Origin of the sequence: Micromonospora sp. DT227 (assembly GCF_049841835.1) — a bacterium.
Classification (GTDB): domain Bacteria; phylum Actinomycetota; class Actinomycetes; order Mycobacteriales; family Micromonosporaceae; genus Micromonospora.
This window is the reverse complement of sequence record NZ_JBNCLA010000012.1, coordinates 110,257-130,873: the sequence shown is the minus strand read 5'-3', so window position 1 is coordinate 130,873 and position 20,617 is coordinate 110,257. Positions and strand designations below refer to the sequence as shown.

At 75.4% G+C, this 20,617-nt stretch carries 19 protein-coding genes; 11 read left to right on the top strand and 8 right to left on the bottom strand.

What is annotated here, in order from left to right; translation table 11 throughout:
* The first annotated feature begins 66 nt into the window (after positions 1-66).
* The gene (locus ACLQ2W_RS30145) at positions 67-1,179 is read left to right on the top strand and encodes an ATP-dependent DNA ligase (RefSeq protein WP_425790774.1); all 1,113 of its coding nucleotides are present in this window, start codon (positions 67-69) and stop codon (positions 1,177-1,179) included.
* Between the two features lie 43 nt (positions 1,180-1,222).
* On the top strand, positions 1,223-2,809 hold the full coding sequence (locus tag ACLQ2W_RS30140) for an alpha/beta hydrolase (protein WP_425790847.1): 1,587 nt from the start codon (positions 1,223-1,225) through the stop codon (positions 2,807-2,809).
* Positions 2,810-2,824: 15 nt separating this feature from the next.
* Here the strand turns inward: ACLQ2W_RS30140 and ACLQ2W_RS30135 are convergent, their stop codons facing one another.
* Positions 2,825-4,096, bottom strand: a complete 1,272-nt coding sequence (locus tag ACLQ2W_RS30135; RefSeq protein WP_425790772.1) for a YncE family protein — start codon at positions 4,094-4,096, stop codon at positions 2,825-2,827.
* A 168-nt stretch (positions 4,097-4,264) separates the two neighbouring features.
* Between ACLQ2W_RS30135 and ACLQ2W_RS30130 the strand changes: the two genes are divergently transcribed.
* Positions 4,265-5,413, top strand: coding sequence for a helix-turn-helix domain-containing protein (locus ACLQ2W_RS30130; protein ID WP_425790770.1), 1,149 nt, complete (start codon positions 4,265-4,267; stop codon positions 5,411-5,413).
* A gap of 10 nt (positions 5,414-5,423) precedes the next feature.
* On the opposite strand, the gene ACLQ2W_RS30125 is transcribed toward ACLQ2W_RS30130, so the two are convergent.
* A complete protein-coding gene (locus tag ACLQ2W_RS30125) occupies positions 5,424-5,906 on the bottom strand; it encodes a potassium channel family protein (RefSeq protein WP_396859869.1) in 483 nt (160 codons plus the stop codon).
* A 51-nt stretch (positions 5,907-5,957) separates the two neighbouring features.
* Between ACLQ2W_RS30125 and ACLQ2W_RS30120 the strand changes: the two genes are divergently transcribed.
* The gene (locus ACLQ2W_RS30120; protein WP_107162214.1) at positions 5,958-6,410 is read left to right on the top strand and encodes a GNAT family N-acetyltransferase; all 453 of its coding nucleotides are present in this window, start codon (positions 5,958-5,960) and stop codon (positions 6,408-6,410) included.
* A gap of 82 nt (positions 6,411-6,492) precedes the next feature.
* Positions 6,493-7,068: a hypothetical protein gene (locus tag ACLQ2W_RS30115; protein ID WP_425790768.1), complete on the top strand. Its 576-nt coding sequence runs from the start codon at positions 6,493-6,495 to the stop codon at positions 7,066-7,068.
* A 95-nt stretch (positions 7,069-7,163) separates the two neighbouring features.
* On the opposite strand, the gene ACLQ2W_RS30110 is transcribed toward ACLQ2W_RS30115, so the two are convergent.
* The 4 genes from ACLQ2W_RS30110 to ACLQ2W_RS30095 are packed head-to-tail and all read right to left on the bottom strand — an operon-like array spanning position 7,164 to position 14,809.
* On the bottom strand, positions 7,164-7,877 hold the full coding sequence (locus ACLQ2W_RS30110; RefSeq protein ID WP_425790766.1) for an ABC transporter ATP-binding protein: 714 nt from the start codon (positions 7,875-7,877) through the stop codon (positions 7,164-7,166).
* Entirely contained in the window at positions 7,874-8,908 is a 1,035-nt protein-coding gene (locus ACLQ2W_RS30105) for an ABC transporter ATP-binding protein (protein WP_425790764.1), read from the bottom strand. The genes ACLQ2W_RS30110 and ACLQ2W_RS30105 overlap by 4 nt, the downstream gene beginning before the upstream one ends.
* Position 8,909: 1 nt before the next feature.
* Positions 8,910-11,627 (bottom strand): FtsX-like permease family protein, encoded by a 2,718-nt coding sequence (locus ACLQ2W_RS30100; protein ID WP_425790762.1) that lies wholly within the window; start codon positions 11,625-11,627, stop codon positions 8,910-8,912.
* Positions 11,624-14,809: an FtsX-like permease family protein gene (locus ACLQ2W_RS30095; RefSeq protein ID WP_425790760.1), complete on the bottom strand. Its 3,186-nt coding sequence runs from the start codon at positions 14,807-14,809 to the stop codon at positions 11,624-11,626. Before ACLQ2W_RS30095 ends, ACLQ2W_RS30100 begins: the two co-directional genes overlap by 4 nt.
* Positions 14,810-15,085: 276 nt before the next feature.
* Here ACLQ2W_RS30095 and ACLQ2W_RS30090 point away from each other — a divergent pair, with 276 nt between their 5' ends.
* On the top strand, positions 15,086-15,919 hold the full coding sequence (locus tag ACLQ2W_RS30090) for a hypothetical protein (RefSeq protein WP_425790758.1): 834 nt from the start codon (positions 15,086-15,088) through the stop codon (positions 15,917-15,919).
* Positions 15,920-15,941: 22 nt separating this feature from the next.
* On the opposite strand, the gene ligD is transcribed toward ACLQ2W_RS30090, so the two are convergent.
* Complete coding sequence (gene ligD / locus ACLQ2W_RS30085) at positions 15,942-16,973, bottom strand: non-homologous end-joining DNA ligase (protein ID WP_405093042.1); 1,032 nt, start codon at positions 16,971-16,973, stop codon at positions 15,942-15,944.
* Positions 16,974-17,020: 47 nt separating this feature from the next.
* On the opposite strand from ligD, the gene msrB reads away from it, so the two are divergent.
* On the top strand, positions 17,021-17,431 hold the full coding sequence (gene msrB / locus ACLQ2W_RS30080) for a peptide-methionine (R)-S-oxide reductase MsrB (RefSeq protein WP_107159259.1): 411 nt from the start codon (positions 17,021-17,023) through the stop codon (positions 17,429-17,431).
* Between the two features lie 10 nt (positions 17,432-17,441).
* On the opposite strand, the gene ACLQ2W_RS30075 is transcribed toward msrB, so the two are convergent.
* Positions 17,442-17,642 (bottom strand): hypothetical protein, encoded by a 201-nt coding sequence (locus ACLQ2W_RS30075; protein ID WP_425790845.1) that lies wholly within the window; start codon positions 17,640-17,642, stop codon positions 17,442-17,444.
* 94 nt (positions 17,643-17,736) lie between these two features.
* On the opposite strand from ACLQ2W_RS30075, the gene ACLQ2W_RS30070 reads away from it, so the two are divergent.
* The 4 genes from ACLQ2W_RS30070 (at position 17,737) to ACLQ2W_RS30055 (ending at position 20,616) form a co-directional block, all read left to right on the top strand.
* A complete protein-coding gene (locus ACLQ2W_RS30070) occupies positions 17,737-17,997 on the top strand; it encodes a Prokaryotic metallothionein (protein WP_107159255.1) in 261 nt (86 codons plus the stop codon).
* 198 nt (positions 17,998-18,195) lie between these two features.
* A complete protein-coding gene (locus tag ACLQ2W_RS30065; protein WP_425790755.1) occupies positions 18,196-18,885 on the top strand; it encodes a hypothetical protein in 690 nt (229 codons plus the stop codon).
* A 62-nt stretch (positions 18,886-18,947) separates the two neighbouring features.
* Positions 18,948-19,388, top strand: coding sequence for a GNAT family N-acetyltransferase (locus ACLQ2W_RS30060; protein ID WP_425790753.1), 441 nt, complete (start codon positions 18,948-18,950; stop codon positions 19,386-19,388).
* 112 nt (positions 19,389-19,500) lie between these two features.
* Positions 19,501-20,616 (top strand): lytic polysaccharide monooxygenase auxiliary activity family 9 protein, encoded by a 1,116-nt coding sequence (locus tag ACLQ2W_RS30055; protein WP_425790751.1) that lies wholly within the window; start codon positions 19,501-19,503, stop codon positions 20,614-20,616.
* The last annotated feature ends 1 nt before the right edge of the window (position 20,617 follow it).

Below are 20,617 nucleotides of genomic sequence, written 5' to 3'. Positions count from 1 at the left end.
ACGCCGCACCCGGGGCGGCGGTGAGATGGCTCACGGGTGTCGGCGGGGTCTGGTTGACTGGTCGCCGTGGACCTGCCGATCAACCCGCCGGTCGAGCCGATGCTCGCCAAGAGCCTGGCCGAACTGCCCACCGATCCCGGCCTGACCTACGAGCCGAAGTGGGACGGCTTCCGCTGCATCGTCTTCCGCGACGGCGACGAGGTCGAGCTGGCCAGTCGCGGCGGCAAGTCGATGACCCGCTACTTCCCGGAGGTGGTCGAGCAGGCACGCCGCCAGCTCCCGCGCCGGTGCGCGATCGACGGCGAGCTGATCGTGATCCGCCGGGACGGTCCCGACGGGCAGCCGCGGCTCGACTTCGAGCTGCTGGCCCAGCGGATCCATCCGGCCAAGTCCCGGGTGACCATGCTGGCCGAGACCACGCCCGCCGACTTCGTCGCGTTCGACCTGCTGGCGCTCGACGACGAGCTGCTCACCGACAAGCCCTACCCGCAGCGCCGGGAGCGGCTGGAGCAGGCCCTGGCCGGGGTCCGGCCGCCGGTGCACGTGACGCAGGTGACCACCGACCCGGCGACGGCCCGGCGCTGGTTCGAGGTGTTCGAGGGCGCCGGCCTGGACGGGCTCATCGTCAAGCCGGCCGACCTGCCGTACGAGCCGGGCAAGCGGTTGATGTTCAAGGTCAAGCACGCCCGCACGGCGGACGCGGTGGTGGCCGGCTTCCGCTGGCACAAGTCCGGCCCGGTGGTCGGCTCGCTGCTGCTCGGGCTCTACGACGACGACGGGGTGCTGCACCACATCGGCGTCAGCTCCTCGTTCACCATGGCCCGGCGCAAGGAGCTGCTCGACGAGCTGGAGCCCTACCGCGAGGTCGGCGACGAGCACCCGTGGGCGCACGGCGACCACGAGCGGGGCCAGCGCATCCCGGGTGGGGTGAGCCGGTGGACCGGCGGCAAGAACCTGGAGTGGGAGCCGTTGCGCCCCGAGCTGGTGGTCGAGGTCGCCTACGACGCGATGGAGGGCGACCGGCTGCGGCACACCGCCCGGTTCCTCCGCTGGCGTCCCGACCGGGATCCCCGCTCGTGCGGCTACGGCCAGCTCGACCGCCCGATCCGCTACGACGTCGACGAGGTGCTGCGCGGCGATCCGGCGGCGACGGTGAGCGACACCCGCAGCCGGGCGTAGCCTGGCGGTCGACCCGATCATGGAAGGCGTCCACGTGACCCGTCTGACCGACCGGCCCCGCCGGGTCCGGCCCGCGCTGGCCGCGTTCGTCGCGGCGCTGGTGCTCACCGCCGGTTGCACGCTGCCGGCGTTCGCGCCGCGCGCCGAGAGCGGGGGCGCGGTCGAGGCGGCGCCGCCGGGCAGCGCGCCCACCTGGCGGGCCTGCCCCGAGGTGCCGGGCGAGCTGGTCGGCCGGGGCGCGCCCGACATGCGCTACGAGTGCACCCGGATCGCGGTGCCCCGCAACTGGGGCGCCGGGGCGGCCACGGGCGCGACGGCCGGGCCGGGCACCGGCGAGACGTTCGAGATCGCGCTGATCCGGGCCCGTTCCACCAAGCAGCGCGCCCGGATCGGGTCGCTGGTGGTCAATCCGGGCGGCCCCGGGGCGTCCGGCGTGGACACCGCCGTCTACCTCTCCTTCGGCCCGGCGTTCGGCGGGCTGCCCACGGCGGTCACCGAACGGTTCGACATCGTCGGCTTCGACCCGCGCGGGGTGGCCCGGTCCAGCCCGGTGGAGTGCATTCCGGACGCCGACCTGGACGCCAGTTTCGGCTACGACCCCGACCCGGAGAGCCAGGCGTCGTTCGACGGCTTCGTCGACCTCAACCGCCGCATCGGTCAGCGGTGCGGTGCGAAGTACGGCGACCAGCTCCCGCTCTACGGCACCGAGCAGGCCGCGCGGGACATGGACGCGGTGCGCGCGGCGGTCGGCGACGAGAAGTTGAGCTACCTCGGCTACTCCTACGGCACGCTGCTCGGCGCGACCTACGCCCAGCTCTACCCGCAGCGGGTGCGCGCGCTGGTGCTCGACGGCGCGGTCGACCCCCGGCAGCAGCTCGTCGCCGGCTCGGAGAGCCAGGCCAAGGGCTTCGAGCGGGCGTTCGACAACTTCTCCGCGTGGTGCGCGGCGAACGCCGGCCGCTGCCCGATCGCGCCGGACGCCCGCGGCGCGGTCACCGCCGCCATCGACAAGGCCAACGTCTCCCCGGTCCGCGGCGCGGGCGGCCGGGAGGCCACCGCCGGCTGGGTCTTCTACGCGGTGATCTCGTCGCTCTACACCGAGCAGGGCTGGCAGGAGCTGGCCCGCGCGATCGACGACCTTCAGGGCGGTGACCCGGCGGGCGTGTTCAAGCTCGCCGACGCGTACGCCGGTCGCGAGGACGACGGGCGCTACTCCAACCTGTTCGACGCCAACCTGGCGGTGAACTGCGCCGACGAGACCGAGAAGCCGACCCGGGAGCAGGTCCGGTCGTTGCAGTCGCAGTGGCGGCAGAAATACCCGCTGTTCGGCCCGGCGTTGGCGGTGGGGATGCTCGGCTGCGTGGAGTGGCCGGGCGCGCGGGACCCGTACCCGACCGGGCGGGCGGTCGGCGCGCCGCCGATCCTGGTGGTCGGCACCACCGGCGACCCGGCCACGCCGTACGAGCAGACCGGGGCGCTGGCCTCGATGCTGGGCGTCGGCCGGGTGCTCACCTGGGAGGGCGAGGGGCACACCGCGTACCCGCAGACCGCGTGCGTGAACGCGGCCGTCGACGCGTACCTGATCTCGCTCACCGTCCCCCGGGAGGGGCTGCGCTGCCCCGCCCGGTGAGGGTGCGGCGGCCGGTCAGCCGGCGGGCGGGGGCGTCCAGCCGGCCGGCAGGTGCCCGATGCGGACCCGCTGCGGGTGGTCGCCGACCGCGACACTGGCCACCTTCTGCCCGGTGGCGAAGTTGATGGCGGTGACCTGGTCGGCACCGGATTCGGAGATCACGCAGTCCCGGCCGTCCCCGCTGACCGTGGCCCAGTACGGCTTGCTGGCCGGCACCAGCGTCCCCGGCAGCAGCGTGGCCCGGTCCACCACCGTCGCGTAGTCGTCCATGGTGCCGGCGACGCAGAGCCGCGAGCCGTCCGGGCTGACCGACAGCCCGTGGTGCCGGGAGTCGTTCACCCAGGTGGTGCGGTCCTCGCTGGTGGCCGGGTTCTTCGGCAGCGTGGCGACCCGGGTGATCCGGTCGGCGGCCACGTCGTACTCGACCAGGCCGTTGAAGAAGGACACCTGGAAGTAGAGCCGGCTGCCGTCCGGGGTGAACACCGCCGGGCGGACCGCGTCGGAGAGGTCGCGGCGGCCGGCGGCGTCCAGCCGCTCCCGCATGTCGATCACCTTGACCACCTGGTAGGTGGTGGCGTCGGCGACGGTGATCCGGCGGTCGCCCTTGGTCCAGTCGAGCCAGGGCGCGTCCAGGTCGGTGTTGACCTCGCCGATCGACATGTTCCACAGTCGATTGTCGCGGGTGAAGATGTTCTCGTGCGGCTTGTCGCCGGTGCCGAACGAGCCGAGCTGCGCTCCGGTGCGGATGTCCAGCACGTGCACCGTGTTCGAGGTGGAGGCGGAGACCGCGACCCGGGTGCCGTCCGGCGACACGGCCATGTGGTCGGCGCGGTAGCCGGAGACCGGGAACCGCCAGCGGATCGCGCCGGTGGCCAGGTCGATCGAGACCACGTCGGCGAAGCTGGGCCGGGACGCGACGAGCGCGGTGCCGTCCGGCGTGGTGTACATGTCGTCGACGAACTGGTCGTGCCCCTCCCCCGGCCCCTGCCGGATGCCGAGGAAGTAGGCCAGCTTGATCGGGTTGAGGTAGATCTCGCGCAGCCGTGCCTCCCGGTCCGGGATCACATTGATCCGGCCGAGCTTCGCGTAGTCGCCGCGGGAGCGGATGACGTCGGCGGTGCCGTCCCAGTTGTTGCCGACGAACATCACCTCCTGGAGCGCGACGGCCGCGGCGGCGGGCGTGGGCGGGGCGGCCAGCGGCGTGGGCAGGGCGAGCGCGAGCGCGGCCAGCGCGGCGAGGCCGGCGCGGCGGCGGGATCGGGACGGGCGGGGTGGCACGGGGGTCATGGACGTCTCCTGACAGCCGGTGGGACATCGACGTTTCTCGGTGGCTCGATCGGTGTTACCTTGCGGTAACAACCAGGAGAGCAACCGGCCGGCCACGGCGGCTAGGAACCGGACGCCAACGCCCGACCGGTCCGGTTGTGCCGCGACGACAACGGGAAGCGGGCACCGATGACCCGGACCGGAGACGCCCCCACGTTCGGCGCGCTGCTGCGCGACCTGGCCGGCGACGCGGCCGCCGTGGAGGAGGTCGCGCGGGCCGCCCGCGCCGACTCCCCGGAGGTGGCCCGCCTGCCGGCCGGCGAGGTCCGCCGGCAGGTGGTCCTGCTGCTGACCAGCGGGCTCGGCGCGCTGGAACGGCACGAGGACCCGGCCGGGCGGGACTTCACCGAGGCCCGCCGGCTGGGCGCCGACCGGGCGGCGCAGGGCATCTCCGTCGCCGGCCTGCTGCGCGGCGTGCAGGCCGGCCGGGACCGGGCGGTGGAGCTGGTGGTCCGGCACGGCCGAGCCGCCGGCATCCCGGATGAGGTGCTGCTGGAGGGGCTGCTCGTCATCGGCCGGTACGCCGCCGCGGTGGAGCGGGCGGTGGTGGACGGGCACCGCGCCGCCGAGCGGGAACTGGCCGGCACCGGCGCGACGGTCCGGGCGCGGCTGCTGCGCCGGCTGCTGCTCGACGGTCCGGCCGGCGCGGCCCCGGCCGAGCTGGCCCGGTTCGGGTTACGGCCGGACGGGCGCTACCACTGCCTGGTCACCGCGCATCCCGACCCGGTGCGGTCGCACACCCTGCACCGGCAGCTCACCCGGCACGGGGGTCTGGTCGGCACCGTCGAGGACCGGCTGGCCGGCCTGCTCCCCCGGCTGCCCGACGCCGCCCCGGCCGGCCTGCTGGCGCTGGTGGCGCCCGCGCAACCGCTGGAGCGGGCCCCGACCATGTACGCGCTCTGCCTGGCGGCGCTGCGCACCGCGACCCGTCGCCGGCTGCGCGGCCTGCGTCGGGTGACGGACCTGGCCGGGGAGACCGCGCTGGCCGCCCAGCCGGCGCTGGCCGAGCTGCTGCGGGGCGCGTTGCTCGGCGCGCTCGACCCGGCCGACGAGTTCCACCGGGAACTTGCGGCCACGGCGCTCGCCTGGCTGGATCACGGCCAGCGGCTGGACCAGACCGCGGCGGCGTTGCACGTGCACCCGAACACGGTGCGGTACCGGCTGCGCCGGCTCCGGGAGGTGACCGGCGGGCCGCCGGTCGAGGAGGGCGCCCGGTGCACGGTGCCGGAGACCGTGCACTGGTGGTGGGCGCTGCGGAGCTGGCTGGACGGGTGCTGACCCGTGGGCCTCACCGGCGGCGGCGCCGGACCCGGGGCCCGCCGGGCCCGGTCTCGGGCGTCGGGCGGGGCGGTTCGGGCAGCACGACGCCCTGCCGGGCGGCCATCTCCTCCACCAGCGCCCGCAGCCGCCGGACGTCGGCCTTCAACTCCTCCTGCTCGGCGTGCTCGAAGGCGTCGTCGTCGACGATCAGCCGGCTGGCGAAGTGCGCGGTGATCAGCGGGATCACCAGCAGCACCATGGTGGAGATGAGCAACGCGGCGAGGAACCGGCCGGCGAACGTGGTCGGGGAGATGTCGCCGTACCCGACCGTGGACGCGGTCACCACCGCCCACCACACCGAGTCGGCGGCGCCCTTCTGCTCGGCCTGGCTGTAGAGCACGCCGGCCACCACGATCATCAACAGGTACGAGGTGATAAGCGTCCGGGGCGAGTTGGCGAACCAGACCAGCCCTCGGTAGATCCAGCGGAACGGCAGCAGCAGAAGGTCCATGGCGCCATGCTGCCCGGCCATCGCCACCCGCCGTTGTGCCAGGCTGGTCGGATGACCGAGGTGATCTTCCGGGAGGCGGTCCGCGCCGACCTGCCCGACGTGCTGGCCCTGCTCGCCGACGACGTGCTGGGCCGTACCCGCGACCGGCCCGAGGTCGACGCGGCGTACGAGCGGGCGTTCGCCGATCTGGACGCCGACCCGCGCAACCACCTGATCGTCGCCGACGATGGCGGTGAGCTGGTCGGCTGCTTCCAGCTCACGTACATCCCGGGGTTGGGACGGCACGGCGCGGAGCGTGCGCTGATCGAAGCCGTGCGGGTCCGCGCCGACCGGCGCGGCCGGGGGTTGGGCCGGACGATGATGCGCTGGGCGATCGACCGGGCCCGCGAGCGGGGCTGCGCGCTGGTGCAGCTCACCACCGACAAGCAACGCGCCGACGCCCACCGCTTCTATCGCGACCTGGGCTTCGTGGCCAGCCACGAGGGGATGAAGCTGGCCCTGTAGGGGGTCCCGGCTCCCGCCGGCGGGGGAGGCCGCACGCCCGACCGCCGACCAGGCTGGGGGCATCCACCGCCGAGGAGGCCCGATGCCCGCCGACACGCTGTCCCCGCCTGCCGTCCACCCCCACGACGGCCGGCCGCCACCACGGTGGGCGGTCCGCGCCGCCCACCTGATCCCGCTCGTCGTGCTCCCGTCCGGGTTGTGGCGGATCGCGCTGGTGGCCGGTCTGCCGATCGGCGCCGTGGTGGCCGGCGTCCCGATCCGGCCCGGGTTCGGCGAGAGCGTCTACATCGTCGCGCTCAGCCTCGTCTCGGAGGGGTTGGCGCTGCTCGCGCTGGGCCTGGTCCGCCCGTGGGGCGAGGTGTTCCCCCGCCGGCTCCCGTGGCTCGGTAACCGGCGGGTGCCGCCGCCGTTCGCGGTCACCGCCGCCACCGCCGGCGCCGTCGCGCTCACCCTGATCTGGGGGTACGCGATGTGGGGCGCGCTGGTGCACGGCAACGACCTGGGGTTGCCGACAGGTGGCTTCGCGCTCCTGGTCGGCTGCTACGCCCCGCTGGTGCTCTGGGGCCCGCTCCTGCTGGCCGTCACCTGGGCCTACCACCGCCGCCGCACACCCGCGCCCACCCCACCCCACCCCACCCCCGGCACCTTCGCGCCCTGATTCACGGAAAGCGTGGCCATCCGGGCCCGAATGACCACGCTTTCCGTGAACCTGGCGCGCGACAGAGGGCGAGGGCGTCGGGCGAACGGCGCGGGTCAGTCGGTGAGCAGGTGGCCGTCGCGCAGGACCAGGGTTCGGTCGGCCAGCTCGATCAGCGCCGGATCGTGCGTGGCGACAAGCGCGGTCATGCCTCGGGCGTGCACCACGGCCCGGATCAGGTCCATGATCGAGCGGCCGGTCTCGGAGTCGAGCTGACCGGTCGGCTCGTCGGCGATGAGCAGGTCCGGCTCGTTCGCCAACGCCCGGGCCACCGCCACCCGCTGCTGCTGGCCGCCGGACAACTCGTACGGGCGCTGCGCCGCGTGCGCGCCCAGCCCGACCAGTTCCAGCAGCACCGCCACCCGCTGCTCCCGCTCCGCCGCCGGCACCTTCGCCAGCCGCAGCGGCACCCCGACGTTCTCCGCCGCGGACAGGATCGGCACCAGACCGAACGTCTGGAAGACGAAACCGACGGTGCCCCGGCGCAGCGCCAGCAGTTCCCGCTCCCCCGCCGACGTCACGTCGTGCCCGGCCACCTCGATCCGGCCGGCGTCCGGCCGGTCCAGCCCACCGATCAGGTTCAGCAGCGTGGTCTTGCCGGCCCCGGACCGGCCGCGTACGGCGACCAGCTCCCCCCGGCCGGCGGTGAGCGAGACGTCCCGTACGGCGTGCACGGCGTGCTCCCCCCGGCCGAACGTACGGCTCACCCCCTCGACCCGCACCACGTCCTCGACCGGCGTCGCCGGCAGCACCACAGCCCGATCGGTCATCGCTCGTTCTCCTCGGCGTACGTCCGGTCGCCGGGGCGGACCTCGACGTGGTCGGGTTCCAGGTCCAGCCGGACCCGGTCGCGCAGGGCCAGCGCCTCCACGAACGGCGCCGGCAACTGCATCCGGCCGGTCCGGTCGAGCACCGCGTACTCCTCGCTGACCAGCTCGGTGCCGCCGTCGGCGGTGACCCGCGCGGTCCGGCGTACCTCGGAGGCGGTCCGGCCGTCGCGGATGGCGACGGTCCGGCGGACCTGGCCGGACACGGCGTGGTCGTGGGTGACCACCACGATGGTCACCCCCAGCTCGGCGTTGATGGTGCGCAGCGCGGCGAAGACCTCCGCGCCGGTGGCCTCGTCCAGCTCGCCGGTCGGCTCGTCGGCGAAGAGGATCTCCGGGTCGTTGGCCACCGCCACGGCCACCGCGCACCGCTGCTGCTCGCCGCCGCTCATCTGACCCGGCCGGCGGTCCGCGCAGTAGCCGACCCCGACCAGGTCGAGCAGCCGGCGGGCCCGCTCCCGCCGGCCCCGCCGGCCGCCGGATCGCCGGGCCAGCCGCATCGGCAACTCCACGTTCTCCACCGCGGTCAGGTACGGCAGCAGGTTGCGGCCGGTCTGCTGCCAGATGAAGCCGACCATCTCCCGCCGGTACGCCAGCCGCTTCCGGTTCGACAGGGCGAGCAGGTCGTACTCGGCGACCCGGGCGATACCGGCGGTCGGGGTGTCCAACCCGGACAGGATGTTGAGCAGGGTGGACTTGCCGGAACCGGAGGCGCCCACGATCGCAACCAACTCGCCGCGGTCGATGACCAGGTCGAGACCCTGGAGTGCGACCACCTCGACGCCCTCGGTCTTGAAGATGCGCACCAGCCCGTCGCAGACGATGTGCCCGCGCAGCCGGTCCCGTCCGCCGGCCCGTTCGGCGGCGCGCTCCGCGGCGCGCTGTTGCAGGGCGGCCAGGTCCGGCACGGCCGTCGGCGGTCCGGGATCGTGGCGCGGCGCCGGACGCGCCGAGCCGGAGGCGGTCGCGGTCATCTCAGCTCTCCTCTCCGAGCCGCAGCACCTCGCCGAGGCGCATCCGGCGGTTGTTCACGGCCTCCACGGTGATCGCGAAGCCGAGGGCCAGCAGGGCCAGGGCGGACACCCCGGCCACCAGGCCGGGTTCGAACGCCGGACGCACGGTCACCCCGCCGGTGAACGCGGGCAGTCCGAGCACCGGGGTGAGCAGCAGCGGCAGCAGCGCGCCGACCACCGCCCCGGTGAGCACCGACACCAGCACCAGCGGCGTCAGCTCGACCAGCAACAGGCCGCGCCACTGCCGTCGGGACAGGCCCATGGTGCGCAGCCGGGACAGCACCTGCCCCCGGGACCGGGCGCCGGCGAGCACCGCGAACGCGAGCCCGAGCAGGCCCAGCACCGCGCCGCCGCCGGCGCCGAGCACGAACCCGAACACCAGCAGCCCGTTCACGCCGCTGCCGCCCAGCTCGGCGCGGACGTCGGCGCGGCTGGTCACCTGCGGCGGGCGGGCCCGGTCCCCGTTCTCCACCGTTCCGATCCGCAGGTAGCGGCGCTGCCCCTCGGCCGCCACCCGGTTCACCTCGGCCCGGTCCGCGCCGGGCCCGGCCAGCACGAAGCCGGTGGGGGCGAGCGGGTGCGCGGCGTCCGCCGGCAGGCGCGGCCAGGGCAGCACCACGAACCGGGTCGCCTCGCGGTCGACGAGCGCGAACCCGTCGACGGTGGCGGCGACGCGCAACGGCAGCCGGTTGCCCTGCACGTCCAGCCAGGCGGGACGGCGCCCCTCGGCGTCCGCGAGCCCGGCGTCGGCCAGCTCCGCGGCGACCGTCGGGGACACCAGCGCCGGCAGCGGGGCGCTGCCGTCACCGCCGCCGAGCAGCGGGCCGGGCACGCGCACGGGTACGCCGGCGCGTCGGGCCACCTCGGCGAACCGGTCACCGTCGACCATCAGCACCCGCAGCTCCCGGATCGGGGCCGGCCGGCCGGCCCGGTCGACGTACGGGCGCTGGGCCCGCACCGCCAGCAGCGGGGCCACCGCGCGGACGCCGGGCAGCGCGGCCAACTCACCGGCGGTGTCCGGCGCGAACCGCTCGCCGTCGACAAGCAGGTCGCCGGGGACGGCGCGGGCGGCGGCGGTGTCCCGGCCGGCCTCGATGCCGGTGGCCACCACCCCGCAGAACGCGGCGGTGGCGACCGCCAGCACCACCACGACCAGCGGTCCGGTGCTGGCGGCCCGGCCGGCGCGGGCGGTGCCGAGGAACGCGACGCTGCCGCGCGCCCGCGCCGTCACGCGGCTGAGCAGCCGCAACGGCCACGGGTACGCGCGCAGCGCCAGCAACGCCGCGGCCACCGCCAGCAGCACCGGCACGGAGACCAGCAGCGGATCCACCGAGCCCGGTGTGAGCCCCCGCCGACGCAGCAGGAACGCCCCGAGGACGGCGACCCCGAGCACCGCCACCTCGACGGTCAGCCGCAGCGCCGGCGACCGGCCACCGAGGTCGGCGCGGCCGGCGACCCGACGGCCCACCGCGAGCGCCGCCAGCGGCGGAAGCAGGGTGGCCAGCACCGCGGCGACCAGCACCCACCACGCCGACGCGCCGGTGCCGGGCAACAGGCCGGCGAGCAGCCAGCCGATCCCGGCCGCCGCCGGCAGCACCAGGGCGGACTCGGCCAGGCCGCGACGCAGCACGGCGCCGGTCGAGCCGCCGCGGGCCCGGATCAGGTGGAACTCGGCGCGGCGGCGACGCGCGGCGAGCCGGGCGGCCAGCAGGGCGAGCCCGGCCAGCGTGGCGAGCAGGCCGGCGGCGATGACCGCCAGCAGCGTACGGGCGGCGGCGAGCGAGGCGGCGAAGCGGCGCAGCGGCACGTCCACGCCCTGGGTCAGCGTGACCGAGGCGGGCCGGGTCCGCTCCAGCCCGTCGATGCCGGCGATCAGCGCGTCGAGCCGGCCGGCGGCGAGCCGGTCCGGGGCGATCCGGTACCGCCAACCGAAGCTCACCGGCCATCCGACCGCGGCGGCGGCATCCACCCCGGCGTCGGCCGTGTAGGCGACCGCCACGAACGGGTCGCCGTCGCCCTCGGGCGGGGTGAGCCGCAGCATCGACGGCAGCGCGTCCCAGACCCCGTCGTCCGGGTCGTTCGGCCGCCACACGCCGACCAGTTCGATCGGGCGGGACTCGAGCGGGGCGCCGCTCGGGTCGAGCAGCGACAGGCGGAACCGGTCGCCGGGCCTGACGCCCAGTCCGGTGGCCACCGCTTCCGCGAGTGCCACCTCGATCGCGCCGGCCTCGGTGACGCCGCGTTCCGGCCACCGCCCGCCGGTCAGCGTGGCCGCCTCGCGCAGCCCGGTGCCGCCGCGCAGGACGAGGTCGATCAGCCCCTTGTCGGTGGAGAGCGTCGGGCCGCGCAGCCGACCCGGCACGGCCTGCGCGACGTACCAGCGTTGCCCGATGACGTCCCGGACCGCGTCGGGCATCCGGTCCTCGATCGCGGCGAGCTGGGTCGCCTGCGTGGCGACCTGGCCGCCGGTCGTGAACGTGGTCGGCGCGGTGGCGTACGTGACGTCGCGCCGGGCCGGCGGCTGCCCGGCCACGTACTCGGTGAGCCCCTGGCCGGTGAGCCGGTCGGCGACCCGCGGCACGCCGGTGATCAGCAGCGCGGTCACCGCGGTCAGCACGGCGAGCAGCAGGAACTGCCCCCCGAACGCCCGGACCCGCCCGGCGGCGCCTGGCAGCCTCATTGGTCTCCCCCGATCCGGAGCTGCACGGCGGCGATCCGCTGGCGGATGCCGGTGGTGACGACGGCGGCGAACGCGAGCGCGGCGAGCAGCAGCCCGGCGGCGGTCAGCCCGACCGGCGGCCAGGGCACCGTGAAGACCGCCTCGGGCACCGGCCGGCCGGCCGCCGGGGTGAGGATCACCAGCGGCACCATGGTCGCCGCCACCACGGCTCCGACCAGCAGCCCGACGCCGACCCCGATCGCGGCCAGAAACGTCTGCTCGGCCAGGTACGCGCGGGCCAGCAACCGGCTGGTCGCGCCGAGCGTGGTGAACACGGCGAACTCGGTGAGCCGGCGTCGGGTGGTGGCCCACCCGTCCACGGCCAGGCCGACCAGGGCCAGCAGCACCGACCCGAGCGCGGCGGCGAGCAGCCCGGTGCGGGCCCCCCGCCAGTACGGGTCCCGGGCGGCCTCCTCGGCCACCTGTCGCCGGTCGTGCAGGACGGTTCCGTCGGCCCCGGTGAGCGCCCGCGCGGCGGCGGTGTGCCCGCCCGGCCCGGTCCGCAGCCACCACTCGGCCACCGACCGTACGCCGCCGCGCTGCTGGAGCATCTGGCCGGCGGCGGCGGGCAGGTCGAGGAGCACCCCGTCGCCCTCGGTGCCGGGGATCGCGGCGACCTGACCGACCACTGTGACGTCCAGTGTCACCTCGGCCAGCGACAGCTTGAGCGAGTCACCGGTGCGTACGCTCAGCGCCGCCGCCACGCCCGGGGTGATCAGCACCGGCACCGGCGGGGCGTCGGAGCGGGGCACCACCGCGAAACGGGACGGCGGCGTGCCCGCGTACTGGAGGAGCCCGTCGGGCACCCGGAAGCTCCGGGTGGCGTCCACGGTGGTCGGGGTGGTCTGCGCGCCGCCCTGCGGCCCGCTCGCCGGATCGACCACCTGCCAGGCGCCGGTGCGTGGCAGCGGCAGCGCGACGCCCCCGGCGTCGGTGAGCCGCAGCCCCGCCACCAGCAGCCGGTAGGAGCGGCCGACCACGTCGCCGCCGTCGGCCTCGAAGCCGACCAGCCGCAGCGGCACGCCACCGGTGTCGGGCAGCGCGACGGAGAAGCGCACCGGCCGGCCGTCGCCGTCGGCCTCGGCCAGCCGCACCCGCCAGGCGGCACCGGCGTCGGTGGTGAACAGCGCGGTCACGGCCACCGTGGGCGGCGTGTACCCGGTGTCGACCGGGGTGCTGACGGTCCCGGACAGCGTGCGCGCCGCCGCCGGCAGGAGGGTCCCGGCGGGCGTGCCCCGGCCGCCCGCCAGCCGGTCCAGCAGCGCGGCGGTGGACGCCCCGCCGTCGGCGTCGTCGAGCCGGAGCATCCCGCGCGCGGCGGCGGCGTCCAACGCGACCGCGGTGGCCGGGCGGGCCTCCCGACCGACCCGGATGTCGTCCCGCCAGGCCGGCAGCACCCGGTCCAGCCCGGGGGCGGCGGCCAGCGCGGCGGCCCGGCCGTCGGGGGCGGTGCCGTCGCGTTCGGTCAACCGCAGGTCGGTGCCGACCGTGTGCCAGGCCTGGTCCCGCTGCGACCGCTCCCAGGAGGCCACCAGCGACCAGGCCAGCGTGCTGCCGCCGACGGCGAGCGCGAGCAGCAGCACCGGCCCGGCGTGCGGGCGGCGGCCCGCCTGCCACATGCCGAACATGGTCGCGTTCCACGGTCGCCGGTCGACGAGCCGTTCGGCGAGCCGGGTGGCCGGCGGCAGCAGCCGCAGCGCGATCACGGCGCCGGCCAGCACACCGATGGTGGGCGCGGCGGCGAGCAGCGGGTCGATGCCGAGGCTGCCGTTCGCGCCGGCCAGCGGCGAGGAATACTGCCGCAGCTGGGTCCAGGCGAGCACGGCCAGCGCCACCAGGGCCACGTCGACGCTGGCGCGTTGCACGGCCGCACCCCGACTCGGCCGGGAGCGGGCGGCCATGTCGGCGACGTAGGTGCCGGCCCGGCGCAGGGCCGGCACCACCATGGCGAGCAGGCAACCGACCGCGGCGGCGAGCGCCACCAGCCAGACCCGGGCCGCGCCGCCGTCGGCCAGCCCCAGGTCCGCGCCGAGGTGCCGGACCGCCTGCCCGGTCAGCACCGGGGCCAGCAGCACGGCCGGCGCCACCACGAGCGTCGCCTCGCGTACGGCGAGCCCGGCGAGCTGGCCACGCGCGGCGCCCCGGGCCCGCAGCAGCGCGGTCTGGGCCCGCCGGTCCTCGTTGAGCAGCGCGGCGACCAGCACCAGCGCGTACCCGCCGAGCACCACGATCAGCAGCAGCGGGGTGAGCAGGGCGGACCGGCCCACCAGGTCGGCCCGGCCGAGCCGGTCCACCAGCCGGTCCAGGTGGCTGACCTGCTGCGCGGAGGAACCCAGGCCGGTGGCCGCGGGCAGCCGCCCGGTGACGTCGGCCAGCGCGGCGGTGACGGCGGGCAGCCGGCCCGGCTCCACGCCGGTCAGGACCGGGACGGCCAGCCAGGCCGCCGAGACCGAGCCCGGGAAGGTACGCGCGAAGTCCGCCGGATCCAGCGCGAACGGCCCGTACGAGGTGCTCGCCGCGTCGCCCTGGCTGTCGCCGACGCCCGGGGCGAGCCGCCAGTACGCGTCGGCCGCGTCGCGGGGCCGCCACGTGCCGACGACAGTCACCGCGCCGGGCCGTTCCGCCGCCCGGTCGAACAGCGGCACCCGCTCCCCGACCACCAGGCCGAGCCGCGCGGCCACCTTCTCCGGCACGGTCACCTGCAACGGCGCGGCGCCGGGCGTGGGCCACGTCCCGGCGGTCAACTCGGCACGCGCCGGCAGGTCGTCAAGGGTGGCGAGGTTGGCGAACATCGGGTCGTCGTCGGTGCGGGCGGCGCCCACGTCGCCGGTCAGCTCCCGCCCGGTGCCGTAGCGGGCGGCGGCCACGGTGACCGGGACCCCGCCCAACCGGCCGGCGAACTGCGCCCGGACCGCACGGTCCCGCTCCGCGAACGCCGCCGCGTCGGCGCCGCCGGAGCCGCTGACCAGCAGGCTGCGCTCCTCGGGCGGGGCGGCGTCGAGCACCGCCCGGGCGCCCGCCTCGACCGCCCGCCGGTTGTAGTCGGAGAGCCCGGTGACCAGCCCGACCGCGACGAGCGCCGCGACCGCGGCGGCGAGCAGCAGCCCACGGGCCTCGACCGCCCGCCTCCACACCAGCTTCATCCGACGTCCTTCCCTGGCCCGGGTGAGCCGATGACCAGGAAGACCCGCCACCCCCACGAAAAGGTTCGCACCCGTTACATGATCGTTACCCCACCCCCACCCCCACCCCCGCCCACCCCCGCCCCCACCCCGCCTCGTCGATCTTGGAGTTGTGGTGCCATGGAATGCGCTTCATGCGGCTTTTGTGAGGTGCCACAACTGCTAGATCGACGAGGCGGGGGGCGGGGTTGTCCACAGGGGCGGACGGGGGGACGGGAGGCGCGGGAGGGTGGCGGGGTGTGGCGGTACGAGGAGTTGCGGGCCGGCGGGGTGAGCCGCGGGGCGGTGCGACACCGCGTGGAGGCGGGGCGTCTGGGCCGGCTGTCGAGAGGTGTCTACGGACGCGCGGACGACGAGACGGGCCGGCTGCGGGCGCTCTTCCGCCGGTTGCCGCCCGACGCCGTGGCGGGGTTCCACACCGGTGCCCGGCTGCACCGCTTCGGTGCCGTGTCCGGCGACAAGGTGCACGTGGTCGTTCCGGCCGGTGGCCCGGTGCCGCGCATCCGGGGCGTGGCCGTTCATCAGACCGTCCTGCCGGTCAGGGACGCGGTGGAGGTCGCCGGGGTGCCGTGCGCACCGGCCGCCCGCTGCGCCGTCGACCTGGCCCGGGTGCTCCGTCGGCCGGACGCCCTCCCGGTGCTGGACCTGTGCCTACGGGTGGGCGCGTGCCGCCGGGCGGACCTGTTGGCGGAGGTGACCCGGCACGCCGGGCTGCGCGGGGTACGCCAGGCCGGCCGGCTGGCCGAGTTGGCCGATCCGCGTGCGGAGTGCCGGCAGGAGAGCCAGCTACGCCTGCTGCTGATCGACGCCGGGCTGCCCGCGCCGGAGCCGCAGCTCTGGGTGCCGGACGAGGAGGGCGTGCCGGTGTACCGGCTCGACCTGGGTTACCGCCGGCAGCGCGTCGGCGTGGAGTACGACGGCCGCTCCCACCTCGACCCCGACCGCCTGCACCACGACCGCTCCCGGCTGAACTGGCTGGCCGAGCAGGGCTGGCGTATCCGGATCTACACCGCCACCGATCTCTACCGCCGCCCGAACCACATCCGGAGGTCCGTCCGGGCGCTCCTCTGAATGCGGGGCAGGGACGGGGTGGTCAGGACGGTTTCGGGCGGTCCCGGTCCTTGGAGGGCTGGACCCGCTTCGGCTCGCCGGGCATCTTCGGGTATTCCGGCGGGTACGGCAGGTCACCGAGACCGTCGGCGGCGTCCCGCTCGGCCCACTCCAGCAGCGGCGTGATGTCCCACGGGGCGTCGTCGATGCCGGCGTGCGGGTCGCCCCGCTCGGCGAACCGGGCCGGCACCGTGCCCAGGTGGAAGTCGTCCGGGTCGACCTCGGGCAGCTCGTCCCAGTCGACCGGGGTGGAGACGGTGGCCCGCCCGTTGGCCCGCAGTGAGTACGCGCACGCGATGGTGCGGTCCCGCGCCATCTGGTTGAAGTCGACGAAGACCCGGCGGCCCCGCTCCTCCTTCCACCAGGCGGTGGTGACCAGCTCGGGCCGGCGCCGTTCCAGCTCCCGGGCCAGCGCGATGGTGGCCCGGCGCACCTCGACGAACGTCCAGCGCGGCTGGATGCGCAGGTAGACGTGCACGCCCCGGCCGCCGGAGGTCTTCGGCCAGCCCGGCACGCCCAGCTCGTCCAGCACCCCGCGCAGCTCACCGGCGGCGGTCGCCGCGTCGGCGAAGTCGGTGCCGGGCTGCGGGTCGAGGTCGATGCGCAGCTCGTCGGGACGGTCGGTGTCGGCGGCCCGCACCGGCCAGGGATGGAACACCACGGTGCCCATCTGCGCCGCCCAGGCCACGTGGGCCAGGTCGGCCGGGCACAGCTCCTGAGCCGTCCGGCCGCTGGGGAAGCTGATCTCCGCGGTGCGGACCCACGGGGGTACGCCACGGGCGGGCACCCGCTTCTGGAAGAACATCTCCCCCTCGATGCCCTCGGGGAAGCGTTGCAGGGTGGTGGGCCGGTCCCGCAGGGCCCGGGTGATGCCCTCGCCCACCGCCAGGTAGTAGTGGAAGACGTCCGCCTTGGTGAAGCCGTGCTGCGGGAAGATCACCCGACCCGGGCTGCTCAGCCGCACGGCCCGGCCGGCGACCTCGATCTCCTCGACCGCGCTTCTGCTGCCCGCCATCAGGCGACCATATGCGATGCCACCGACAGCCGACGTACCGTGGAGCGGTGAGTCTTTCCGACAATGAACTGCCCCGCACCGAGGACGAGTGGCGGGTCCGGTTGAGCCCGGCGGAGTTCCGGGTGCTCCGCGAGGCCGGCACCGAGGCGCCCTGGACCGGTGAGTACGTCGACACCAAGACCCCTGGCGTCTACCACTGCCGGGCCTGCGGGGCCGAGTTGTTCCGCAGCGACGACAAGTTCGATTCGCACTGCGGCTGGCCCAGCTTCGACGACGCCATTCCCGGCGCGGTCAAGGAGATCCCGGACAACACGCTCGGCATGCGGCGGGTGGAGATCCGCTGCGCGCGCTGCGACAGCCACCTGGGGCACGTCTTCGAGGGCGAGGGCTTCACCCCTAAGGACACCCGGCACTGCGTCAACTCGATCTCGGTACGGCTGGAGCCGAGCGGCGGCTGACCGCGCGGCCCTACAGGCGCAGCAGTCTGCCGGCCTCGTCGACCCGGTCGGCGCTCTCGTCGTCCAGCCACACGCCGCCGGTGGCGAGGTAGCGGAAGCGGTACTCACCCGGGCCGAGCCGTACGGTCACGGTCCGGGTGCCGTCCCGGCGCGGTTCCTCCTGATTCTCGCCGTCCACCCGGGTCAACGCGCGACACGCCGGCAGCGACACGCCGTCGGGGCCGGCCCGGGTTCGCCGTTCCGGTCGCTCCGGCACGTCCGTTGCCCGACCCTGGGATCACAAGTCCGTTTTCGGGGGGTTTCGTATGGCTGCCTGTGAGGTCTGCGGCAACGACTACTGGATGGCGTTCGAGGTGCGCACGGTCGACGGGGCCCGGCACACGTTCGACTGCTTCGAGTGCGCGGTGCACAAGATGGCACCGATCTGCGAACACTGTCAGATCAAGATCGTCGGACACGGCGTCGAGGTCTCCGGCCGCTTCTTCTGCTGCGCCCACTGCGCCCGCGCGGTCGAGGGCGACCAGGGCGCCGAGATCCGCGACGCGGTCGGCGCCCGTCCCGCCTGACCGGACGGCCCGACCCGGGAGCCGGGCGTCCGCCACGCCGGCGGGCCGGCTCGCGCCGAAACAGCCACCCCGCGACCTGCACGACCGGGCGGCACGGCTACCGCTAACGCCACGGCCACGCGACCGGCCGGCCAGCCCGCCCACACTGCCGGCTGTCCGGTGCGGCGGCCCGCGTTCATCGACGGCTAGCATCCTCCGGTGAACCGACGGATGATCGCCGCGACGGCGATCCTCGCCACGCTGGCCGGCTGCGCCCCGACCTCCGCCCCGACTCCCGCTCCGAGCGGGCCGGCCGACGCCGCACCGGCTCTCGCCGCACCGGCGCCCACCGACGGCGGCGTCGCTCTCGCGCTGCGGGACCGGCATGCCGCCACCGGCAGCCTCGCCGGCCTGGCCGAGAAGCCCGAGCACGCCAGCGAGCGGCTCGACTCGGACGGGATCGCCTGCGGCCGGCCGCTGCCGCTGCTCGACCGCAGGCTGGTGGCCTCCACCCGGGTCTTCGGCACACCGAAGGGCGCTCCGCCGGAGGAGTTCGTCGAGCTGGCCCAGGAGACCGTGGTCTACCCGGACGCGACGGTGGCCGCCGACGCCGTACGCCGGATCTTCGAGGTGCTGGCGGCGTGCGACCGGGACGAGGAGGACGGGCAGGTGACCGCCGGGCACTCCGCCGTCGACCTGCCCGCCGGGGTGGGCGTGTCGGGCCGCGCGGTCGCCGCCACCATGACGCTGCCCGACGGCACCCGTTTCCCGCACCGCTACGGCTGTCTGCACCGGGGGCGGGTGACCCAGTGCGTGGGGGTGTGGACGCGCTCGACCGCCGCCACCGCGACCTGGTTCGACCGGGCCGCCGTCGCCACCGGAGCCGACCTGCGGGCGGCGGCGCGCTGACCGCCGGCCCGGCGGGTCGGACCGGCGTGGATCACCGGCGGACCGCGGCCTAACCTGGCGGCATGTCCGTCGAGTTCCACCAGGCCGGCTTCGCCGAGCTGGACACCCGTACGTTCCACGACCTGCTCCGGCTGCGCATCGACGTGTTCGTGGTGGAGCAGTCCTGCGCGTACCCGGAGCTGGACGGTCGGGACGTCGAGCCCGGCACGCGCCATCTCTGGCTGGCCCGCGACGGCGCCGTCGCGGCGTACCTGCGGATCCTGGCCGACCCCGACGGCGTGGCGCGGATCGGCCGGGTGGTGGTGGCGCCGGCGGCCCGGGGCGCGGGCCTGGCCGGCGCGCTGCTGACCGAGGCGCTGGCCGTGGTGGGTGAACGGCCGTGCGTGCTGGAGGCGCAGACGCACCTGGTGGGTCTCTACGCCGGCCACGGCTTCACGGTCAGCGGGCCCGGTTACGTCGAGGACGGCATCCCGCACACCCCGATGCGCCGGAATCCCAACTAATTGACGTGTATCGTTTTCTGTGGCAGCGTGCGGGTCGAGCCGCCACGCGGGAGAGGGCAACTCCCCACAGTCCGGGCGTCGTGCACCGACACCCCACCCCCGGAGGCTTCCCATGTCCACTCCGTACCGTCGCCGCATACCGCTCGGCGCGGCGATCCTCGGCGTCTGCGCGGTCGTCGCGGCGCTGCTCACCACCGCGTTCTCCGGCCCGGCCTCGGCGCACGGATCGGTGGTCGACCCGGCCTCGCGCAACTACGGCTGCTGGCAGCGCTGGGGCAGCGACTTCCAGAACCCGGCGATGGCCACCCAGGACCCGATGTGCTGGCAGGCCTGGCAGGCCGACCCGGCCGCCATGTGGAACTGGAACGGCCTGTTCCGTGAGGGCGTCGCCGGCAACCACCAGGGCGCCATCCCGGACGGCCAGCTGTGCAGCGGAGGGCGCACCTCCAGCGGCCGCTACAACGCGCTCGACACGGTCGGCGCCTGGAAGACCACGCCGATCTCCAACAACTTCCGGATCAAGCTGTACGACCAGGCCAGCCACGGCGCCGACTACATCCGGGTGTACGTGACCAAGCAGGGCTTCAACGCGCTGACCTCGCCGCTGCGCTGGAGCGACCTGGAGCAGGTCGGCCAGATCGGCAACACCCCGGCCAGCCAGTGGACGCCCGAGACGTCGGGCGTGTCGATCCAGGTGCCGGCGAACGCGCCGGGCCGGACCGGCCGGCACATCGTCTACACCATCTGGCAGGCCAGCCACCTGGACCAGTCCTACTACCTGTGCAGCGACGTCGACTTCGGCGGCAGCGGCCCGTCGCCGACCGCCTCCCCCACCACCTCGCCGACCGCGTCGCCGACGACCAGCCCGACCACGTCGCCGACCGCCACCCCCACCGGTGGACCGACGACGCCGAACCCGGCCGGGGGCTGCACCGCGACCTACCAGGTCACCGGTCAGTGGGGCGGCGGCTTCCAGGCCGAGGTGAAGGTCACCAACGGCGGCGGTGCGATCCGCGGCTGGTCGGTGAGCTGGAACTACCAGAACGGCCAGCAGGTCACCTCGGCGTGGAACGCCACGGTCACCACGAGCGGAACGCTTGTCACCGCACGCAACGCGGCCTACAACGGCGCGCTCGCCCCGGGGGCCAGCACCTCGTTCGGCTTCACCGGCTCGTCGAGCGGGACCAACCCGGTGCCCGGGATCCTCTCCTGCACGACGACCGCCTGAC